The 17,784-nt window shown below is 42.1% G+C and carries 20 protein-coding genes; 17 read left to right on the forward strand and 3 right to left on the reverse strand.

Translation table 11 applies throughout. The features are described from left to right. Positions 1 to 346: 346 nt before the first annotated feature. Positions 347 to 568 (reverse strand): hypothetical protein, encoded by a 222-nt coding sequence (locus tag M595_RS12050; RefSeq protein WP_040484011.1) that lies wholly within the window; start codon positions 566 to 568, stop codon positions 347 to 349. Positions 569 to 720: 152 nt separating this feature from the next. Here M595_RS12050 and M595_RS12055 point away from each other — a divergent pair, with 152 nt between their 5' ends. From M595_RS12055 to M595_RS12090, 10 genes are all read left to right on the forward strand, one after another. Next, positions 721 to 1,413, forward strand: coding sequence for a hypothetical protein (locus M595_RS12055; RefSeq protein ID WP_023066541.1), 693 nt, complete (start codon positions 721 to 723; stop codon positions 1,411 to 1,413). A 142-nt stretch (positions 1,414 to 1,555) separates the two neighbouring features. Then, positions 1,556 to 1,732 (forward strand): hypothetical protein, encoded by a 177-nt coding sequence (locus M595_RS31160; RefSeq protein ID WP_023066587.1) that lies wholly within the window; start codon positions 1,556 to 1,558, stop codon positions 1,730 to 1,732. Positions 1,733 to 1,811: 79 nt separating this feature from the next. Next, positions 1,812 to 2,306 (forward strand): hypothetical protein, encoded by a 495-nt coding sequence (locus tag M595_RS12060; RefSeq protein WP_023066548.1) that lies wholly within the window; start codon positions 1,812 to 1,814, stop codon positions 2,304 to 2,306. Between the two features lie 59 nt (positions 2,307 to 2,365). Beyond that, positions 2,366 to 2,629: a hypothetical protein gene (locus M595_RS30635; protein WP_152983568.1), complete on the forward strand. Its 264-nt coding sequence runs from the start codon at positions 2,366 to 2,368 to the stop codon at positions 2,627 to 2,629. After that, positions 2,620 to 3,309, forward strand: coding sequence for a FliH/SctL family protein (locus M595_RS12065; protein ID WP_023066570.1), 690 nt, complete (start codon positions 2,620 to 2,622; stop codon positions 3,307 to 3,309). Before M595_RS30635 ends, M595_RS12065 begins: the two co-directional genes overlap by 10 nt. 65 nt (positions 3,310 to 3,374) lie before the next feature. Then, positions 3,375 to 3,752 carry a hypothetical protein gene (locus tag M595_RS12070; RefSeq protein WP_023066598.1) on the forward strand — a complete coding sequence of 126 codons (378 nt, stop codon included), beginning with the start codon at positions 3,375 to 3,377 and terminating at the stop codon, positions 3,750 to 3,752. A gap of 52 nt (positions 3,753 to 3,804) precedes the next feature. Continuing rightward, positions 3,805 to 4,281 (forward strand): hypothetical protein, encoded by a 477-nt coding sequence (locus M595_RS12075; protein WP_023066549.1) that lies wholly within the window; start codon positions 3,805 to 3,807, stop codon positions 4,279 to 4,281. Continuing rightward, a complete protein-coding gene (locus tag M595_RS12080; protein ID WP_152983569.1) occupies positions 4,253 to 4,618 on the forward strand; it encodes a hypothetical protein in 366 nt (121 codons plus the stop codon). Before M595_RS12075 ends, M595_RS12080 begins: the two co-directional genes overlap by 29 nt. 946 nt (positions 4,619 to 5,564) lie before the next feature. Further along, positions 5,565 to 8,177 (forward strand): virulence-associated E family protein, encoded by a 2,613-nt coding sequence (locus M595_RS12085; RefSeq protein ID WP_023066534.1) that lies wholly within the window; start codon positions 5,565 to 5,567, stop codon positions 8,175 to 8,177. A gap of 13 nt (positions 8,178 to 8,190) precedes the next feature. Further along, positions 8,191 to 9,366, forward strand: a complete 1,176-nt coding sequence (locus M595_RS12090; RefSeq protein WP_023066584.1) for a site-specific integrase — start codon at positions 8,191 to 8,193, stop codon at positions 9,364 to 9,366. Between the two features lie 308 nt (positions 9,367 to 9,674). Here M595_RS12090 and murD read toward each other — a convergent pair whose 3' ends face one another. Then, a complete protein-coding gene (gene murD / locus M595_RS12095; protein WP_023066604.1) occupies positions 9,675 to 11,051 on the reverse strand; it encodes a UDP-N-acetylmuramoyl-L-alanine--D-glutamate ligase in 1,377 nt (458 codons plus the stop codon). A 127-nt stretch (positions 11,052 to 11,178) separates the two neighbouring features. Then, on the reverse strand, positions 11,179 to 13,332 hold the full coding sequence (gene glyS, locus M595_RS12100) for a glycine--tRNA ligase subunit beta (RefSeq protein WP_023066554.1): 2,154 nt from the start codon (positions 13,330 to 13,332) through the stop codon (positions 11,179 to 11,181). 152 nt (positions 13,333 to 13,484) lie between these two features. Between glyS and ureE the strand changes: the two genes are divergently transcribed. The 7 genes from ureE to M595_RS12135 all read left to right on the forward strand — a co-directional run bounded on the left by ureE (position 13,485) and on the right by M595_RS12135 (position 17,769). Next, positions 13,485 to 13,925, forward strand: coding sequence for an urease accessory protein UreE (gene ureE, locus M595_RS12105; protein ID WP_023066527.1), 441 nt, complete (start codon positions 13,485 to 13,487; stop codon positions 13,923 to 13,925). A gap of 17 nt (positions 13,926 to 13,942) precedes the next feature. Further along, the gene (locus M595_RS12110; protein ID WP_023066596.1) at positions 13,943 to 14,641 is read left to right on the forward strand and encodes an urease accessory protein UreF; all 699 of its coding nucleotides are present in this window, start codon (positions 13,943 to 13,945) and stop codon (positions 14,639 to 14,641) included. Positions 14,642 to 14,686: 45 nt separating this feature from the next. After that, positions 14,687 to 15,283: an urease accessory protein UreG gene (gene ureG, locus M595_RS12115; protein WP_023066592.1), complete on the forward strand. Its 597-nt coding sequence runs from the start codon at positions 14,687 to 14,689 to the stop codon at positions 15,281 to 15,283. Positions 15,284 to 15,458: 175 nt separating this feature from the next. Continuing rightward, on the forward strand, positions 15,459 to 16,100 hold the full coding sequence (locus tag M595_RS12120; protein ID WP_023066525.1) for a hypothetical protein: 642 nt from the start codon (positions 15,459 to 15,461) through the stop codon (positions 16,098 to 16,100). A 153-nt stretch (positions 16,101 to 16,253) separates the two neighbouring features. Next, positions 16,254 to 17,096: an urease accessory protein UreD gene (locus M595_RS12125; protein ID WP_023066544.1), complete on the forward strand. Its 843-nt coding sequence runs from the start codon at positions 16,254 to 16,256 to the stop codon at positions 17,094 to 17,096. A gap of 24 nt (positions 17,097 to 17,120) precedes the next feature. Further along, entirely contained in the window at positions 17,121 to 17,423 is a 303-nt protein-coding gene (ureA, locus tag M595_RS12130; protein ID WP_023066563.1) for an urease subunit gamma, read from the forward strand. Positions 17,424 to 17,463: 40 nt separating this feature from the next. Beyond that, the gene (locus M595_RS12135) at positions 17,464 to 17,769 is read left to right on the forward strand and encodes an urease subunit beta (protein WP_023066547.1); all 306 of its coding nucleotides are present in this window, start codon (positions 17,464 to 17,466) and stop codon (positions 17,767 to 17,769) included. Positions 17,770 to 17,784 lie beyond the last annotated feature (15 nt).

Below are 17,784 nucleotides of genomic sequence, written 5' to 3' on the forward strand. Positions count from 1 at the left end.
CTTGAAAAAAAGCTGAATCCCTGAGAGCAGAGATTGAGACTCTCAGGGAAGGTGTCAATACAGGTGTACATACAAGTAATGACAGCAGTAATGACACGTATGTACAATGTAATGACAGGTGTAAACACCTAGAGAACTGGCTGGCTGAAACACTCCCCAAACTTAAACGGGAGAGGGGTTACACGTCCAACTCAGCAGGGAAGTTGATCAGGTCAATTGAAAACTTGACCCCCTAAAAAATAAACCCCTAACTGCACAACGGTTAGGGGTAAAACATATCAGAATCTCTATGCACTGAGAAGCGATCAGATAGAACTCAACTTTAGGTTAACAGTTGCGATCACAATTATTCCTCTGGGGATTCTTCATCTTTTTGTTGAGCCTCCTCTTTTTGGCGTTTCCGGATGAGAGATTTATAAACTTCAACCTTGTTAAGGTTTTCAATCTCTCGGTAAACACCATCTTTAATCCAGCCAGCACACATTCCAGATGTGCTTCTGCCTGTCTGTCTTCCTATTAGTCCAATCAACTCCCCAATGTCGTCTGGAACCACTATGGTTATTTGCATCTGTAGTTCATATAGCTTCTATTTAACTTTAATACACTTGCAATTGGAGAGACAATGTATTATCATTCGTAATTACCGGACGTCCAGGGACTGTTGACGCAGTAACCCCTAGACTCCCTCAACAACTGAACCGTTCTCAGGATGAGGTAACTATGACTTTATCAGAATTGAAAGCTCAAGCTCAAGCGCTTGGGCTATCTAAATATTTCATCTCCCAACATGGAGACTTGCGTAAGAAGTCAACATGGCAAGCAGCCGTTAACGCTTGTGAAGTTTCCGAGTCATTGGAAGAACAGGAAACTGAGGAAACCGTCTCAGACGACCTGTTTGAGCCGTTGGTTGAACCGGAAATTATCAACATCACCCCAGAGTCTCACCCGGAAACTTGGGAACTGTTACAACCGCCAATCGAACCCGGCAAGCTTATCAACAAGTCTGTTGACGGTGACTACTGGGTAGTGATTGGTGATTGGGTCAAACTGGATGAAGCCCACACCTGCCAGGTAACTCACGTTTTAGCTGAAAACGATGTTGAGATTCAGATTGAGGAAAGCGGGAAAATCCTCAACGTTACACCTGACAGAATCCGACACCTGACAGAAGCCGAACTGGATGAGGTAGAAGCACCGGAATTTATGATCGCAACTCAACCGGAAACCCCTACAACCTATCAGGTCATAACGGATAACCCAGAAATCCCCTCACGAGTCTTCACCCCCAAATCATTCCTTCACTACAAAAAACCTGAAGAAAGCCTGCATAAACGCACGCCCCCAAAGCTTCCATTGCAGGACTTTTTCGCTGCATTATTTTCGCCACCGAATCACTATCAAACCAGTCAATAGCGTTAAACAAAACACCCAGATTTGGACTGAGATTTCTCATCAATCTGCTAATACTGGGATTGTTCTGCGCTGGTTATATTGCGGGTATTGCCTTCACACCCGTAGAAATTCAGATACTTAGATTGGAATTTTCGGAGCGAAAATGAACGAACAGCAATTAGTTGATCAACTGTTGACTCAACCTTCAGACTTTCTGAGTGAGTTTTTCTTTTCAATCGTAGAGGAAACAGTCTCTCAAGACCCGTTAGTGCAAGCCGTTCAGCAGCTTGACCTCAACGCACAGATTCGGATTATTTCGGCAATCAACAACAGTTTCTAGTCAATTAAATCAGTGGGATTGGGCGGTTTTGTGGGTAGGTGTAACCCTCATCAATTGTCAAATTATCAAGGTAAAAACAATGTCATTATTGAACGCTTTAGGGTTTGTCGCAGAGTCCAGACTTGCACCCGTTGATGGTTCACATAACCTCGACCATGACCGGATTCATGGAGCCAGTAACGCACAGGCAATCACACCGGATAACGTACCCGATGAAGCTTGGGATACCATTCGTCCCTTCCCGGTTTGGGCAGGTCAACATTTGATGACAGAGGAAGAAAGCGGCGCGATTGTAGAGCATTGCAAGGAGTTTAAAAACAACGTCAAGGCAACGGAAAAGGCACTTGATGAAATGATTGACACCCTTGATAAGCCAGCCGCTTCTATTAATCAGAAAAAGCAAAAATACATCCGAGCTGAGGGACGGTTTGAACGTCGGACAGTCGGCTACAAACACACCACCGGGAAGTATTTGCAAGGTCAACGTCCCAGTTACGCCAAGCTCGGAACTGACTACAAAAACGCCGAACTTGCTGCTGATAATGCTATTGCAGCTTTAGCGGCTAGCCTGTAATTTTAATTAGTAAAAGAGGGGTTTGTAGCCCCTCTTGACCCTTACATTAAGTCAAGACAATGATACCAACATTCAGACTTTTTGGATTCTTCTCAATCGGCGTAGCAATCTCAGCAACTTTCAGCCATGCTGCTACACTTTCCTCAGACTTCCTTCCCATTGGAGTGATGTTTATTAGTATTGTTGCCATCTTTTCACTCGCAATCGGACTGGGTGCTTACTTCCTTAGAGAGCGTCTGGGACTGGAGCTGTACTTGGTCTATTTATTCATTGCAACCTGTGTTGCTGCATTAGTTTTGGGAGGTGGTTTGTTATGGTATTAAGCCTTGAGAGAACCTCAAAACTCGCACATTTATCTCATACTCTACTCACCATTGTAGGAAGCGGTGCAGTTGTTTGTTCAATCATAGGATTGACCATTCCAACAATGCACAGAGATAAAGACAATATCTGGCACGTAATGAAGAATTGGGGAGCCATCGGATTGATTGCCTCTAGCGGCTTAACAATGGTCTGGACTTCTAAGCAATTGGAATGGGTAAACCCAGAGGTTAACGCCATAGAAAAAGCACAAATAGCACAAGGTAAACACTCAATTGCCTCATGGTTATTTCAGGCAAATAAACTCAATTCAGACATCGCTCAAAGCTTAATTACTGATAACTCACCCGTACAGCAACGCCAACAAGCGGAAATGCTAGAACAGGCTTATCAAGCGGGGTTACAGGAAGGTTATCAGGAAGGGTTAGAAGTTTCGGATAACGGAAACTCGCAGGTTTCGGGTAACTCGGAAACCGCAATAACCCAGACTAACTCTGATAACTACAACTACATTTCTCAACTCTCACCCGAGTTAATAGAACTCATTCAAACCGAACTGATTGACGGCAAAAGTGAAACCACAATCATTAAAGACACGATGGGAATGAGGGGGAAAAACTACAAGAAAGGCCGTCAGATTTTAGATGAGATTAAGCGATTAATGAGGAGTGAAGATGAATAGACCCAGAGCTAAAACAATCTTTTACAGCGTGATGATAGGCGGTTGTACTATTTGGAGGTTGAATAATGATGACAGATATTAATCAAGCTTCACTCAATGCAGATTGGGATTACCACATCGTCAGTCAAAATGTAATCAGCCTTGTTGAACTAATGGGAGAGTTAAGTAAGATTTTGATTTCAGAGGAAGCCCGTCTGAAGAGTCAGAAAACCAATCAGCAAATACTTGATTATGTCGCCTACATCATAAACAACTGCGTAATCATCCAGAAAGAGTTGATTGAGAAGCCTGAACCGTCGTGTTTTGATGAGTTCTTTGATTATGATGAGGACTTTTACCTTCATCAAACCTTTGAGGAAAAGAAGGAGGAAATTAAACGTCTGCTTCTGCAACTGCCTTCAGATATGCGTGGCGACATTTTAAGGGAATTGCAATCTACCTAACAGAACTGAACAAGATATTGATTCAGGTTAAACGGTTAATGGAGGAAAACCAATGAAAATCAAAGAAATTGAATTCTCAGTAACAGTAAAACTAAGAAATAATGAGTCGTCTCAACTGTCTCTAAGAGCTGAGTTAGAAGACTGGGAAGACGTGGAAGAATCCCTTGCCTACTTGCAACAGAAGGTTGTCGAACTCTCCGGTTCTGAGGCATTTATTCTTGAGTATCTCCCGACTCGTGAGAACAACCAAAAGGTGGTCTATAAGCTTGACAAAACTCAACAGGTTTACCGAAACAATCGGAAGCGGTTAGATGAATTGATTGATGAAATCAAGACACTTGAAAACCGTGTGACTGTGGCTAAAGAGTTGGTTGAGAGACTAGATTCCTATGACTGTCAGAATACGACCATCAAAGAACTCTCAGAAATGATTGAAACGGTTAAAAATCTAAAGGGCTACCAAAACAGGCTCAGAGACCGGATTGACGATAAGGGCGGCTATGGCTCTGATGACTCCTCAATGTTCTAAACAACAATTCATGGACTGGATAGAAAACAATATTGCAGACGCTCTAGGCTATCCAGTCTTTTCTATCGGTCAAGAAGTTCTGTTCAACCGCTTTGGTCAAATTGTTTTAGCTGAGGTTGAATCCTACGTTATTGGCACACACTCAGACGGTGAACTGTACGTTCAATGCTGGCTTTGGATGAATAATGACCTTTGGGGCGACGCTCAGAGCCACAAAGAACTGCTCAAGCTCAATCCAATCGCAAACAACCTACCCCGTTCTAAGAGGCACTATGACCGCCAAAATCCGACTCACGGCAACTCAACAGGAATTAGACAACTGGAAAGCCTTCTTTAACCTCCTAGCCCGTGCTAACGTCATTCAATTGTTACAAGTCTCTGGCAATTACAGTAACCGGGGTAACAGTCAATATCAACGGGTTTACCTAGAAGCCCGTGAGAGGGTGAGAATCTCGCTAGAAAGGTTAACCTTCCTGGTAAAAATTGCACAAATTTGTACAAGCCTGCAAATCGTATTACAAGTTAGGTGAATCTTCTCTTACTGGGAACAGCAAAATTTGTCTATACAAATCCCAGAAATACTTTTGTGTAAGGGTTGCAGCTTACGGAGTGCGTAGTGTAAGGTAGATTCATTAACAGATTTACCTAACTTATTGACAATACTCCACGAAGACAGAAGCAGCCCAAGTTTTGACTTTTGGCGAACGAGCGATTACTATATTCGGCTAAGTAGGAGTGTCGAATCACTTTGCACCAATCACACCTTCTGACAAATGCTTAAGTTCCCTGCTTCACCCCCTAAAGTTTTCAATTTTGCTCACTCCTACTAACAACTAAGAGCTTAGATTGTAATTTTAAATTGACTAGTAACTCAAACTCACGGGGGAGTGAACAGAGGTACAGCATAGGCGGATAGTGTCTTGATGCAGTGTTTCGGCACTCCTATTTTGCACTTCTAGAGGGATTTTTAAAAACAAAAAAAAGCTTGAATCCTTCAATCCCTCATAGAGATTCTGAAAAACCCAAACCAAAAATAACCATATATATTGTGATGTTGACATCCTATACAGGATCTAGTCAACTGCACCGAGGGTCAGAGTCTCTAAAAAGTTAAAGGGTTCAGGTCACAACACGTAAACCCAAACCCCAATCATATCTAGGTATGAATCATAACTCAGAACTATTCCAAAGTAAACATTATTCTAGAATTATTCAATTATGAATCATAACTCAGAACCATTCCAAAGTAAACATTATTCTAGAATTAAAGGAGGTGATCGCTAATGGTAATGATTGCCTCCGAACAGCTTAAGCACGCCACAAAAGACAATCCCTGCCCTCACTGTGGTAAAACCGATTGGTGCTACAGTTTGGGAGATTTGACGGTCTGTAAACGAGGGTTTGACCCCGCTACTGGATGGATAAGAACCTCTAAGACTGATAAAGAAGGTGATCACTTCTACGCCATTGAACGTCCAGACTCATCCTTCACTCGCAACGGTTACTCATCACGTCCCAGTTCACCACCAAAACCACCAACTATTGAACTGGCAAGGCTACCCCAACAACCAAAACCCCTCCAATCCGAAGCAAAAGGGAGTAAAGTCATCACCACTTACCCTTACGGCCCAGAGCATCAGATTAAACGGGTTGAGGCATTTGAGGGAGGTCAGCGAACCGGAAAACAAATCTACCAGTACCATCTGGAAGACGACAAGATGGTACCAGGCAAGGGCGATCTGCCCTGGAATGCCTACCGGATTGATGAGGCTATCCGTTACGGCAAGGGTAAAGGGGTGTTAATCGTAGAGGGTGAGAAATGCGTTGAGGCAGCCCGTCAAAATCAAATAGCTGCTATCACCTGGCAGGGTTCAAACTGGACGGTTGATCAAATGACAGCCGACTTGCTGAAGCTCAAGATAGCGGGAGTTTCATTTGTCGCTCACGAATATGATCACGATGATGCCGGGACTAAGAAAGCAGAAAAAATTGTTGAAGCGGGAAAACGGGCAGACTTTCCAATTTATCTAATTGACCCGGTTGAACTGTGGTCAGAAATGCCAGAAAAGGGTGATATTGCTGACTGGGTTGAACAAGTTGAACTGACACCTGATCAACGAGTTAAACAGTTACAGAAGACAGCTAAACTCCAAACTCCTCAACAGCCAGAGACTCAACCCGTATCGCCGCAAGTAAAACGAGCAAAAGACAATAAAGCAATCAAAATAGAAATGGAACGCGACCGAGCCAGACAAATAATTGGCAACCAATTGCGGTTCAACGAACGCAGTAAAGAACTTGAGCTATTCATTGAAGATTTGGGCGTTCAAGGAGAGCGCTTTGAATTGGACTTTTTGGAAAGCAATCTCTCCAAACACTTCGGAATAACAATTGATACAAAAGACAAAACAGCTGAAGGAATTGTCAGAGGAATAGCCGAAGAAAATGGTTATGACCCCGTAAGGGATTACTTAGAACAATGCGCTCAACAGCACAGCGATACAAGTATTTTGGATAACCTGGCAGAGGTTCTATTTGGGGCTTCCGAACCCATTGCCCAAGCCATGCTTAAAAAGACCCTGATTGCAGGCGTAGCAAGAACTTATGACCCAGGTTGCAAGTGTGACACAGCCACAGTTTTATACAGTCCCAAGCAGGGGATTGGAAAGTCAACGACATGGAAAACCCTGTTTGGTGAAGAACATTACTGCGAGGATGTGGGCGACATTTCCAATAAAGATGAAGTTACAAAAATGAGGAGAGGATGGGGTTGTGAGTTAAGTGAAATTGCCAGAATCACCCGCAAAAAAGACGCTGACAAGGTTAAGCAGTTCTTATCAACCTCAATTGACTGGATGCGTGACCCATACGGACGGAGTTTGCAGAAAAACAAGCGTAGAGGCATCATTGTCGGGACAACAAACTCTGATGATTTTCTACAAGATAGAACCGGGAACCGACGCTTTGAGGTGATAGAAGTTCAAAAACCCGTTGATATTAAATGGCTAGCAAAACACCGCGATCAGATTTGGGCTGCTGCTGTTCATCTCTACAAGCAAGGTAAGACATGGTGGCTCACCCGAGAGGAAGAAGGACAATCAAGAGACATCAATCAAGGTTTCATGGATGCCTTGCCGTTTGAAGATGAGATTTTAGAAATAGTCTCCGGCAAGGACAAGGCTGCAACTCAACAGATTGTAGACAGTCTTGTTCAAAGACATGGAATCAAGGCTGACACTTCCAGAGACCGCAAAGACCTAGAGTTAACCATCAAGAAGGTATTGCAACAGAACGGATGGATAAAGCCCAAGAGTGGCCGGGTAACAATAGACGGGAAACAATACCGGGGTTACGAACGATTAGACAGCCCTCAAGACAACTCTAAAGACAAAAGACAGGAGCCGTCTAGGGGGGTTGTCTACGCTGAAACCACCATCAGTAAAGAGTCTCAGTCATCACTAGACGGCCAGACGGTAAAAACCGACATTTCTCAAGCAAATAAAATCCCAGACACACAACCATCATCCGAACCGATCACCAAGCAGATTAAGGATGACCTCAGAGACTCCCTAACGTTCAGCAAGCGTGTCAGTGAGAAAGAATTTTTCAGTCGCTTTCCCGATCACCCAGATGAAGTAGAAGCAGTAATTAAACAAATTGAGAATCTGGGACGGATTTATCGCAAAGCTGGATACATCTATAGCTTGAGTCCCCGCAAGTTCAAACCTGGCGATGAAGTTTTTGTCACTGAAGGCGATCACAAAAGCTATTGGGGAGTAATTGAGAGACACAACGGATTGAGTCCAGATCAAATGCACTCTTACATCGTTGAGCTTGACATCGGAATCAGCAAAGAGCCTCGGATTTACTACGAAAACCAGTTGAGAAAAGCCTAACAACAGAAAATAAATGAGCAATCAATCCGAGCGCCGCAAAGGTCGGGTTGGAGTTTCGTCCTGCAAGGGAGTTTTGAGGTTATCACTTCCCCGTTTTCTATTTGAGGGTAAACGGAAACATCTCTATTTGGGATTGCAAGACAACCCAGACAACCGAAAACTTGCAGAAGCAAAAGCCCGACAGATTGAAGCGGATATTATCTACGAGCGTTTTGACCCAACCCTAGAACGGTATCGCCCTCAAAATACTGTGGCAATTGAACAGCCAAAGACATCAGAGACACTGGTGCAACTCTACCAACAGTACATAGAAGCCAGACGCTCAAGCGTTCGGCCAGGAACATGGAGAGGTAACTACTTAGTAGCGCTCAACCATATCCGGCGATCTCCTTTTGCAAACGTTGACCCAGACCTAGAGAACACTGGCTACGCTCAAAAGATGCTGGATTGGGCAAGTCAAACCCTCAAACCCGACGCTTGCAGACGGTTAATGGTTCAACTGAACGCCTGCCTGAAGTGGGCTATAGAATCCAAACGAATTAAACTCACCCGTTCACCATTTGAAAGCATGGCAGGGAAAGCCAAAAAGCGGATCAAGAAATCTGAGGATGAGGAGACAGACATCAACCCGTTCACCAAATCCGAGCGAGATGCCATCATAGAAGCTTTTAAAACCCGCTCTCAACACCGTCACTATTACCATTACGTCGCCTTCTGCTTTTATGTGGGCTGTCGTCCGAGTGAAGCGATCGGCCTGACCTGGAATGACATCTCAGACGACTTGAGCAAAATCACATTCAGAAATGCAATAGTAGCGGCTGTTGGAGGAAAAGAAAAATGCAAAGGACTCAAAACCCAGAGCAAACGGATGTTTCCCTGTAATAACCAAGTTCAAGAACTGCTCAGAGAAATCCAGTCAACCCGTCAATCGAGCAACGGCTTGGTGTTGACCTCAACCAAAGGCAAAGTATTTAGTACCAGCTACTTCCGTAAAGTTTGGATTAAGGTACTTGACGAATTGGGGATTGAATACAGAAAGCCCTATCAGACCAGACACACATTTATCACCCTATGCCTTGATGTGGGGAGAGATGCAAAGGATGTCGCCAAGTGGGTAGGTAATAGCGCTGAGATAATCTACAAAAACTACGCGGGTTACAGAACGGAACTATCCGTCCCAGAAATCTGAGCATCTTGGTGTTATATTGCCGTTTTTGGAGTGAATTTGGAGCGAATTCTACCTCTGTGCAGAGGGTGTCAACCTCTAAAGGCAGCGACTAATAAGAACCTCAGAGCAGAGACAGTAACCGACTTGTAATCGGAAGGTTGTGGGTTCAAATCCGACCGCCAGCTTCCTGCCTAAAGGCACAAATGATGACGATTTCATCACAAACCCCAGTCTACAATTAGTACCATTTCCCTGGGATTTCCCACAGATGAGACGATTCTAGCAAGATAGTGAGGGACAAATCCTGTGGAAGATTGGAAAGTTCATGATTAACGGATTAACTCTAAGCACAATTGACGAAAATGATCGCCTCGATGTTCAAAGCTTTCATATTGATCAAAACTCGCACAAGCAGGTGACAATAACACGACTTTTGCCGAGAAATGCCTCGCTAATTCTGCGGCTTTAGGAATGGCTTTTTCCATCGTTTCTACAATTTCTACCGTTTGATAATTGACTTGTTTGAGTCTTTGAAAAAAATGTTCGGCTGCATCCCCAATTAACAAGACTGCTGCGGCTTTTTCTTGAATCGTTTGCAACCATTGAGTATCATCTCCGGCTTTGGCTTCACCTCCAGCAATTAAAATAACCGGGGCTTCTACCGCAGCTAAACCAACTTGTGCGGCATCATAATTTGTTGCTTTACTATCATTAATCCAATTAATGTCTTGCCAACTTCCCACAGCTTCTAAACGGTGAGGAACACCTGGAAAGTTAGAAATAGCCTGTTCAATCGCTGGAGGTTCTATCCCCGCTAAACGGGCGGTTGCTACTGCCATTAATAGGTTTTGGAGGTTATGTTTTCCCACCATTTTTAAGGTTTTCAAGGGAATTATTTTCTGCTGGTTTTGGACTATATAATCATTTTCAATATAAACCCCTAAATCGGGATTGCCCATTAATTCAGCTTTTCCTTGAACACTTGTCCAACAAGCATTATTCCACTGTTGAGCAGCATTTTTCCGCAAGAAAGGATCATCCCCATTAATAACTTGTATTTCCGAGTTGTTGAGTAGTTTGGCTTTAATATTATAGTAATTTTCTAAGGTATAGTGACGGTTTAAATGATCGGGTGTAAAAGTTGTCCAAACTCCAATTTTAGGGGCAAGCGTTGAGGAAGATTCGATTTGATAACTACTCACTTCCGCAATTACCCAATCTACCGATTTACCGATTTTTAAAGCTCTAATTTCTTGCTGTTCTAGGGCTAATTCACAAGCTGCATTTCCAATATTACCACAGGCGGGTGCATTCAAACCTGCGGCTTTAAAAATAGCTGCAATTAAAGCGGTGGTTGTGGTTTTTCCATTCGTTCCTGTAATTCCCACCCAAGGTACGGCGTTAAGATTTCGCCATGCGAGTTCCATTTCTCCTACAATTTCTATTCCTCGATCACGGGCAATTTCTAAAGGAGGAATATCCCACGGTACCCCCGGACTAACAACAACTAAATTCGGGGAAGTCTCAGGATCAAAATTTTCACCTAAATTAACGTTAATTCCTTCTTTGATTAATTCCTCTTGTTGCTGATGCAATTTGGGTGAGGTATTGCCATCAGTAACGGTGACTTGCCAGCCTTGAGATTTCAAGAGTCGGGCGGCTGCATTTCCAGACTTTCCTAAGCCGATAATATGAGCGTTTGGCATAGACAAAATGATAGTTTCCCTGGAAGATTAATCCCTATTTTACCGTGTTTGTTGGAGGTTCGGGATAAATGTATGAGTTGGAGTTTGTCTAGACAACGCCCTCCTCGTCTTATACTTTTGACTTGATTTAACTCTTAACAATTGCCCCAAAATCCGCTAAAACTCTAGCATGATTTCGCAACAGTCCTAACAAATTTAAACGATTGCGTTGAATCTCTGGATTTTCATCCATCACTAATACACTTTCTGGCCCATCAAAAAAGGTACTAACAGTGGGGGCGATTTCCGCTAAAGCATCAACTAACTGTCGGTAATTTCGAGTTGTTTGGGCGGCTTCTGTTTTTGGAACTAACGCAATCAAGGCTTGATAAAATGCTTCTTCTGAAGGTTTTTCAAACCGTTTAGGATTAACAAGTTTTTTGGGTTGTAATTGAACCGTCTCTAAATCACCCTGTTTGGCTAAACGAGTCGAACGGTTGACGGTTTCATAGATTTGATCTAAACTACCATCTTGGCGAATTGTCTTTAAGAAAGTAGCCCGATCACGCACATCCAACAAATCTTTTAACGCTCGTTCTGTATATTCGGGATCATCTTCTCCTAAAACGGCATTGACCAAATCATAATCGATACCTTTCTCATCTTGCAAGAGTGTTCTAATTCTTTGTAAGAAAAATTCATAAAGTTGCGACAACAAATCAGGAATGGCTTTGTCATAGTTTTGAGTAAAATCAGCCGCCAACTGTTCGATAAGTTGATGTAAATTAATCGTTAGATTGGCTTCCCAACTAATATTAACCACTGCATTTGCTGCCCGACGCAACGCAAAGGGATCAGAAGAACCAGACGGAATCATACCCAAGCCAAAAATACTGACTAAAGTATCCAATCTATCAGCTAAACCCACCACTTGACCGACCAAAGTTTGAGGTAAACTATCCGTTGCCCCACGCGGTAAATAATGTTCAAAAATTGCCGTAGCCACAGCTTCCGGTTCTCCTCCTTCACGGGCATATTTTTCACCCATAATCCCTTGTAATTCCGGGAATTCATAGACCATTTGCGTAACTAAATCTGCCTTACAAAGTAACGCCGCCCGTTGAATTTGAGTCTGTTCGGTTTCGCTAACTTCTAGCTGTTGGCTAATCAAATCAGCCGCTTGACAAATGCGGTTAACTTTATCTCGGACTGACCCTAATTTTTCCTGGAATGTTACCGTTTCTAAGTCGGGTAAATAAGCTTCTAAGGGTTGCTTTAAATCGGATTTATAGAAAAACTGACCATCTGCCAATCTCGCCCGAATGACTCGTTCATTTCCCGCTGCAATAATATTAGATTTAGCTGGATCTCCATTGGATATTGTGATAAAATAAGACTTGAGCGGAGATTGAGCAGATTGAGCCGTTTCTAACACGGGGAAATAGCGTTGGTGAGTGACCATTACGGTTTTAATTACTTCTGGCGGTAAATTCAAAAATTCATCTTCAAATTTTCCCACAACTGCCGTCGGCCATTCGACTAGATTAACCACTTCTGCTAACAATTCGTCAGGAATTTCTGCATCTCCACCGATGCTTTTTGCCGCCGTTTTAATTTCGGCTTCAATTGTTGTTTTACGCTGTTCGGGGTCAACTTCAATAAACCCTTGACGTAGAGAGTTTAAATAATCAGTTGCAGTCGAGATTTCTATCGGTTCAGGATGCAAAACTCGATGTCCTTGAGAAATGCGATTACTTTCAACTTTGTCTGAACCACTAACCAAAGTAACGGGTAAAACTTGGTCATCCAACAACACCACTAACCAACGAATCGGGCGAGGAAATCTCAAATCCCCATCTCCCCACCGCATGAACCGTTTTCCTTCTAATTTAGTAATCCATTCGGGGATTAATTCTGTTAAAATATCAGCCGTTGGACGACCTACAATTTTCTTTTGAACAAAAACAAAATCCCCTTTTTCTGTAGGGCGAATTTCCAGGTCATTGAGTTCAACCCCTTGTTTTTTTGCAAACCCAACTGCTGCTTTTGTAGGCTGATCATTCTTAAATGCAGCCGATGCGGGTGGCCCTTTGATTTCTTCCTCACGGTCAGGTTGCTGCTGCGGGAGTCCCTCTATCAATACCGCCAACCGTCGCGGAGTCCCGTAAATCTCGATAGACTCCGACTCAAGAAATTGTTCCTCTAACGTGCTGGGAATGAGGCGTCGCCACTGTTGCAGGGCTTGTTCGACAAAGGGGGCGGGAAGTTCTTCAGTACCGACTTCAAGTAAAAAGCTTGGCATAGGAGCGATCGCAGAGTGGGCAGATTACTAATTTTAGATGACTTAGGTCTACGTTACCACCTTTAGCGGTTATTTATTCAAGCTTTATAGCATAATTAAATCAAAAGATACAAATTCAACCCATGAGTCCAACGATTTATGTTCTAAAATAGATGATCATTTTTACCCAATACTTACAACAAAACACTAACCCAAATATTTATTTTTCCATCCCGTTAACTGCCGAACAACGTTATCGCAGTCGTCAAAAAATTGAGTTGTCATCGAGTCAAACAGTCTATTTACATTTACCGCGAGGAACCGTGTTAAAAGACGGGGATTTATTGCAGTCTGAAACTCTAGATATTGCTAAAATTATCGCTCAACCTGAACCTGTGATTACCGTTAAAGCTAATACAGAACTTGATTTAATTCGAGCGGCTTATCATCTTGGAAATCGTCATGTTCCTTTAGAAATTACCTCAACATATTTAAGATTATCACCGGATTCTGTGTTAGAGTCAATGTTAGTAAAATTGGGCTTAGAAATTCTGGCAGAAGTTGCGCCCTTTTATCCCGAAAAAGGAGCCTATGGACATCATCATTCGCTTTGATTTAGGAGAATAACACCTTGATTCTCAATCTTTTACAACTGGCGAGTCCTGCTTTACCTTTGGGTGCTTATAGTTATTCAGAAGGTTTAGAAACTTTAATTGATCATGAAATAATTACCGATGAAAACAGTTTAGAATCTTGGCTAATTCAAGAGATAAAATATGGATCAATTAGAATAGAAGCTGCTATCATGTTAAGGGCATATCGTTATTTTGTTGTAGATGAATTTATGGGGTTAACTGATTGGAATCAATGGTTAAGTGCTGTCCGAGAAAGTTCTGAATTGCGAAAACAAAGTTGGCAAATGGGTAATAGTTTAATTAAGTTGTTACTAGAGTTGGAAGGCATTCAAAAACCGTCTTCAACTCAATCCGATATTTTTAAACTTGAAACCTGTGCAGCAATTATTGGTAAACCTTGTAATTATGCAATTGCTTTTGGTTTAGGGGCAGGCTATTGGCAAATTGAACAAAAAAATGCGTTAATTGGATATCTGCATAGTTGGGTAACAAATCTGATTAGTGCCGGAGTTAAACTCATTCCGATAGGTCAAACTCATGGACAAAAACTCCTTCTTAAACTTCATCCAGAAATTACTAAAGCCAGCGAAGAAATTTTCATGTTAGAAGATGATGATTTGGTCAGTTGTAGTTGGGGTTTAGGACTAGCAAGTATGCAGCATGAAACTCAATATACTCGTTTGTTTCGTAGCTAGTACAATCAAGATCAATTCTCTAGATAAAACTTAGGAAAACAAACCATGACAGCCTTTAGAATTGGTATAGCAGGGCCGGTAGGTTCGGGGAAAACTGCCCTTCTTGATGCGTTGTGTAAGTCAATGCGAGATCATTATCAAATTGCTGTTGTTACCAACGATATTTACACCCAAGAAGATGCCCAGTTTTTAGTCCGTTCCCAAGCCTTAGAAACCGACCGAATATTAGGCGTAGAAACAGGCGGTTGTCCTCACACCGCTATTCGAGAAGATGCCTCAATTAATTTAGCTGCGATAGAAGATTTAGAATTGAAATTTGAAAATCTTGATCTTGTCTTTCTCGAAAGTGGCGGTGATAATTTAGCCGCAACCTTTAGCCCTGAATTAGTAGATTTAGCGATTTATGTAATTGATGTTGCCGCAGGAGATAAAATTCCCCGAAAAGGTGGCCCAGGAATTACTAAGTCAGATTTATTAGTGATTAATAAAATAGACCTTGCACCGTTTGTTGGGGCAGATTTAAACATTATGGAACGAGACGCTAAAAAAATGCGAGGCGAGAAACCCTTTGTATTTACGAATTTAAAAACTCAGCAAGGTTTAGAAGATGTGCAGGAATTTATTCAAAATAATTTGATTTAATTTTAATTTATATTTTGATTACTCTGTCGGGTTCATTAAACCCTAAAACTTCAGTATTTTCACTGAGGAAATCGTTTAAAAAAGTTCCGTATTTCCACTGTGGCTTTTACAGTTGGCTTCAGCTTAAGCTGGAATCAAATCTACTCAGGCTGAAGAACGCCAAGGACAAACACTCATGTTGAAGCGACTCATTGTAGGGTTAATTAGCGTCACACTTCTGTTTCAGAGTTTAGTATTCAGCAGTCCAGTTTATGCGAGTCCAGTCATTACTACTGAAAACTCTCAAGCAGTCTATGAAATTCCCTTCTCAGATACAATACTCTTTTATAAGAAGCTCAATCAAGCTTTGAATTCAAACGAAGCGATTGTAATTCAAACTGATTTTAAGAGTTATGAAGAGTTTCCACAAAAGTTGAAAAAGATTGTTAAAATTGATGACCCAAGTGATTCTATGGATACAGTTGCTTCTACTCCAGGAGGGACAGCAACTACTCTCTTAATTGGGGGTGCTGCTGTATTCGGAGCTGCTACTGGTTTAATTTTACCTCTTATTGGAGTAACTGGTGCTGCTAGCTTAATTGCATCTGGAGAAGTTGATAACCATGCACTAAACTTTATGATCTCCACAGCTACAGGAGCAGTAGTGGGAGGTGCAATAGGCGCACTTCCAGGCGGTATTCTTGCTCTCCCGGCTGCTGGGGTAGGTGCTGGTGCTGGTGCTATGTTCTCATTAGTATCTCAAGCATTCAGCGACTCTACTCGTCAATTTTTTCTAATAGATGGAGTTGATAGAAAAATCCAAATTGTTATTGCGTAAGCAGACTTTGCTTGCTAAACTTCAATAAATTAGAAATAATATTCTAGAGGTAGGTTAAAGCTTTAATCTACTTTATTTATTTTGGGGTTAAATTTTCAAAACTTATCCAACTTCATCTATAATAACTGGGTCGAACCAGAGTTAAACATTCTAATGACCCCTGAAAAATTAACGGGATGGCAAGGAATTCTGCGGTTAAAATACGCCAAAGATAACAATTCAACAAAACTAATAGAAACCTATAGCCAAACTCCCCTAAAAATTCAACGTTCATTTTATCCCGAAGGAAAAGAGATTTGTCATAACGTAATCTTACATACAGGCGGAGGAATAGTTGGAGGCGATCGCCTGTTACAAGAAATTCATTTACAACCCCAAACCCAAGCCGTCATTACCACTGCATCCGCTAGTAAAATCTATCGCAGTAGCGGAAAACAAGCCAAACAAACGATTAACATTCAAGTAAATTCAGACGCTTTTTGTGAATATTTACCCCGAGAAACTATTGTTTTTAATGGGGCAATTTATCGCCAAGATTTATACGTTGAACTCAGTGAAAATGCGACGTGGTTAGGATGGGAAATAACCCGGTTTGGACGCACCGCCAGAGGCGAACAATTCACCGAAGGAGAATGGCGATCTTGTACCGAAATTTGGCAAAATGAAAAGCCATTATGGATAGATCGTCAGTGGCTACCTGCGAATGCAGAAATTCTCACCAGTCCTCACGGTTTGGCGGGACAAGCGGTGGTTGGAAGTTTGGCTTGGGTTGGACATTCTGTTTCTGAAGAAATGCTAAAAGAAATTCGACAATTGTGGAATCCACAGGACACTTTAGGAGAAGCCGGAGTCACTCAACTTTTATCAGGTTTGTTGTGTCGTTATCGCGGAAATACCACCCAAGAGGTGATAAACTGGTTTACGAATGTTTGGCAATATATCCGCCAAAACCATCAGGGACGAGTCATCACTCAGCCCCGAGTTTGGAAGATTTAACTCAAAATAAGGTGTGCAGAAATTATGCAATTAACGCCTCAAGAAAAAGACAAACTATTGATTTTTACAGCCGGATTACTTGCTGAAAGACGTAAAGATAAAGGCTTGAAACTTAACTATCCCGAAGCCGTTGCCTATCTGTCTGCGGCGATTTTAGAAGGGGCGAGAGAAGGGCGAACTGTTGCCGAATTAATGAGTTATGGTAAAACCTTATTAACCCGTGATGAGGTGATGGAGGGTATACCGGAAATGGTCGAAGAAGTGCAAGTCGAAGCCACTTTTCCAGATGGCACAAAGTTAGTAACCATTCACAATCCGATCATTTAAAATAGTAAGATTATCCCTATATTTTTAGAGAAAAATAGTTATGATTCCAGGTGAAATTTTTGTAAAAGAAGGCGAAATTGAACTGAATTCGGGTCGGACTACCCGAAGAATAAAAGTGTCGAATACAGGAGATCGTCCTATTCAAGTCGGTTCTCATTTTCATTTCTACGAGGTGAACACCGCCCTAGAATTTGAACGAGAACAAACCAAAGGAATGCGATTGAATATTCCGGCTGGAACAGCGGTTCGGTTTGAACCCGGAGATGAACGAGAAATTGAATTAGTTTCTCTGGCTGGAAGTCGTCAGGTCTATGGATTGAATGGGAAAATAAACGGTCAACTTTGAGGTAAAGTTACAACC

The organism is Lyngbya aestuarii BL J (assembly GCF_000478195.2).
Taxonomy (GTDB): Bacteria; Cyanobacteriota; Cyanobacteriia; order Cyanobacteriales; family Microcoleaceae; genus Capilliphycus; species Capilliphycus aestuarii.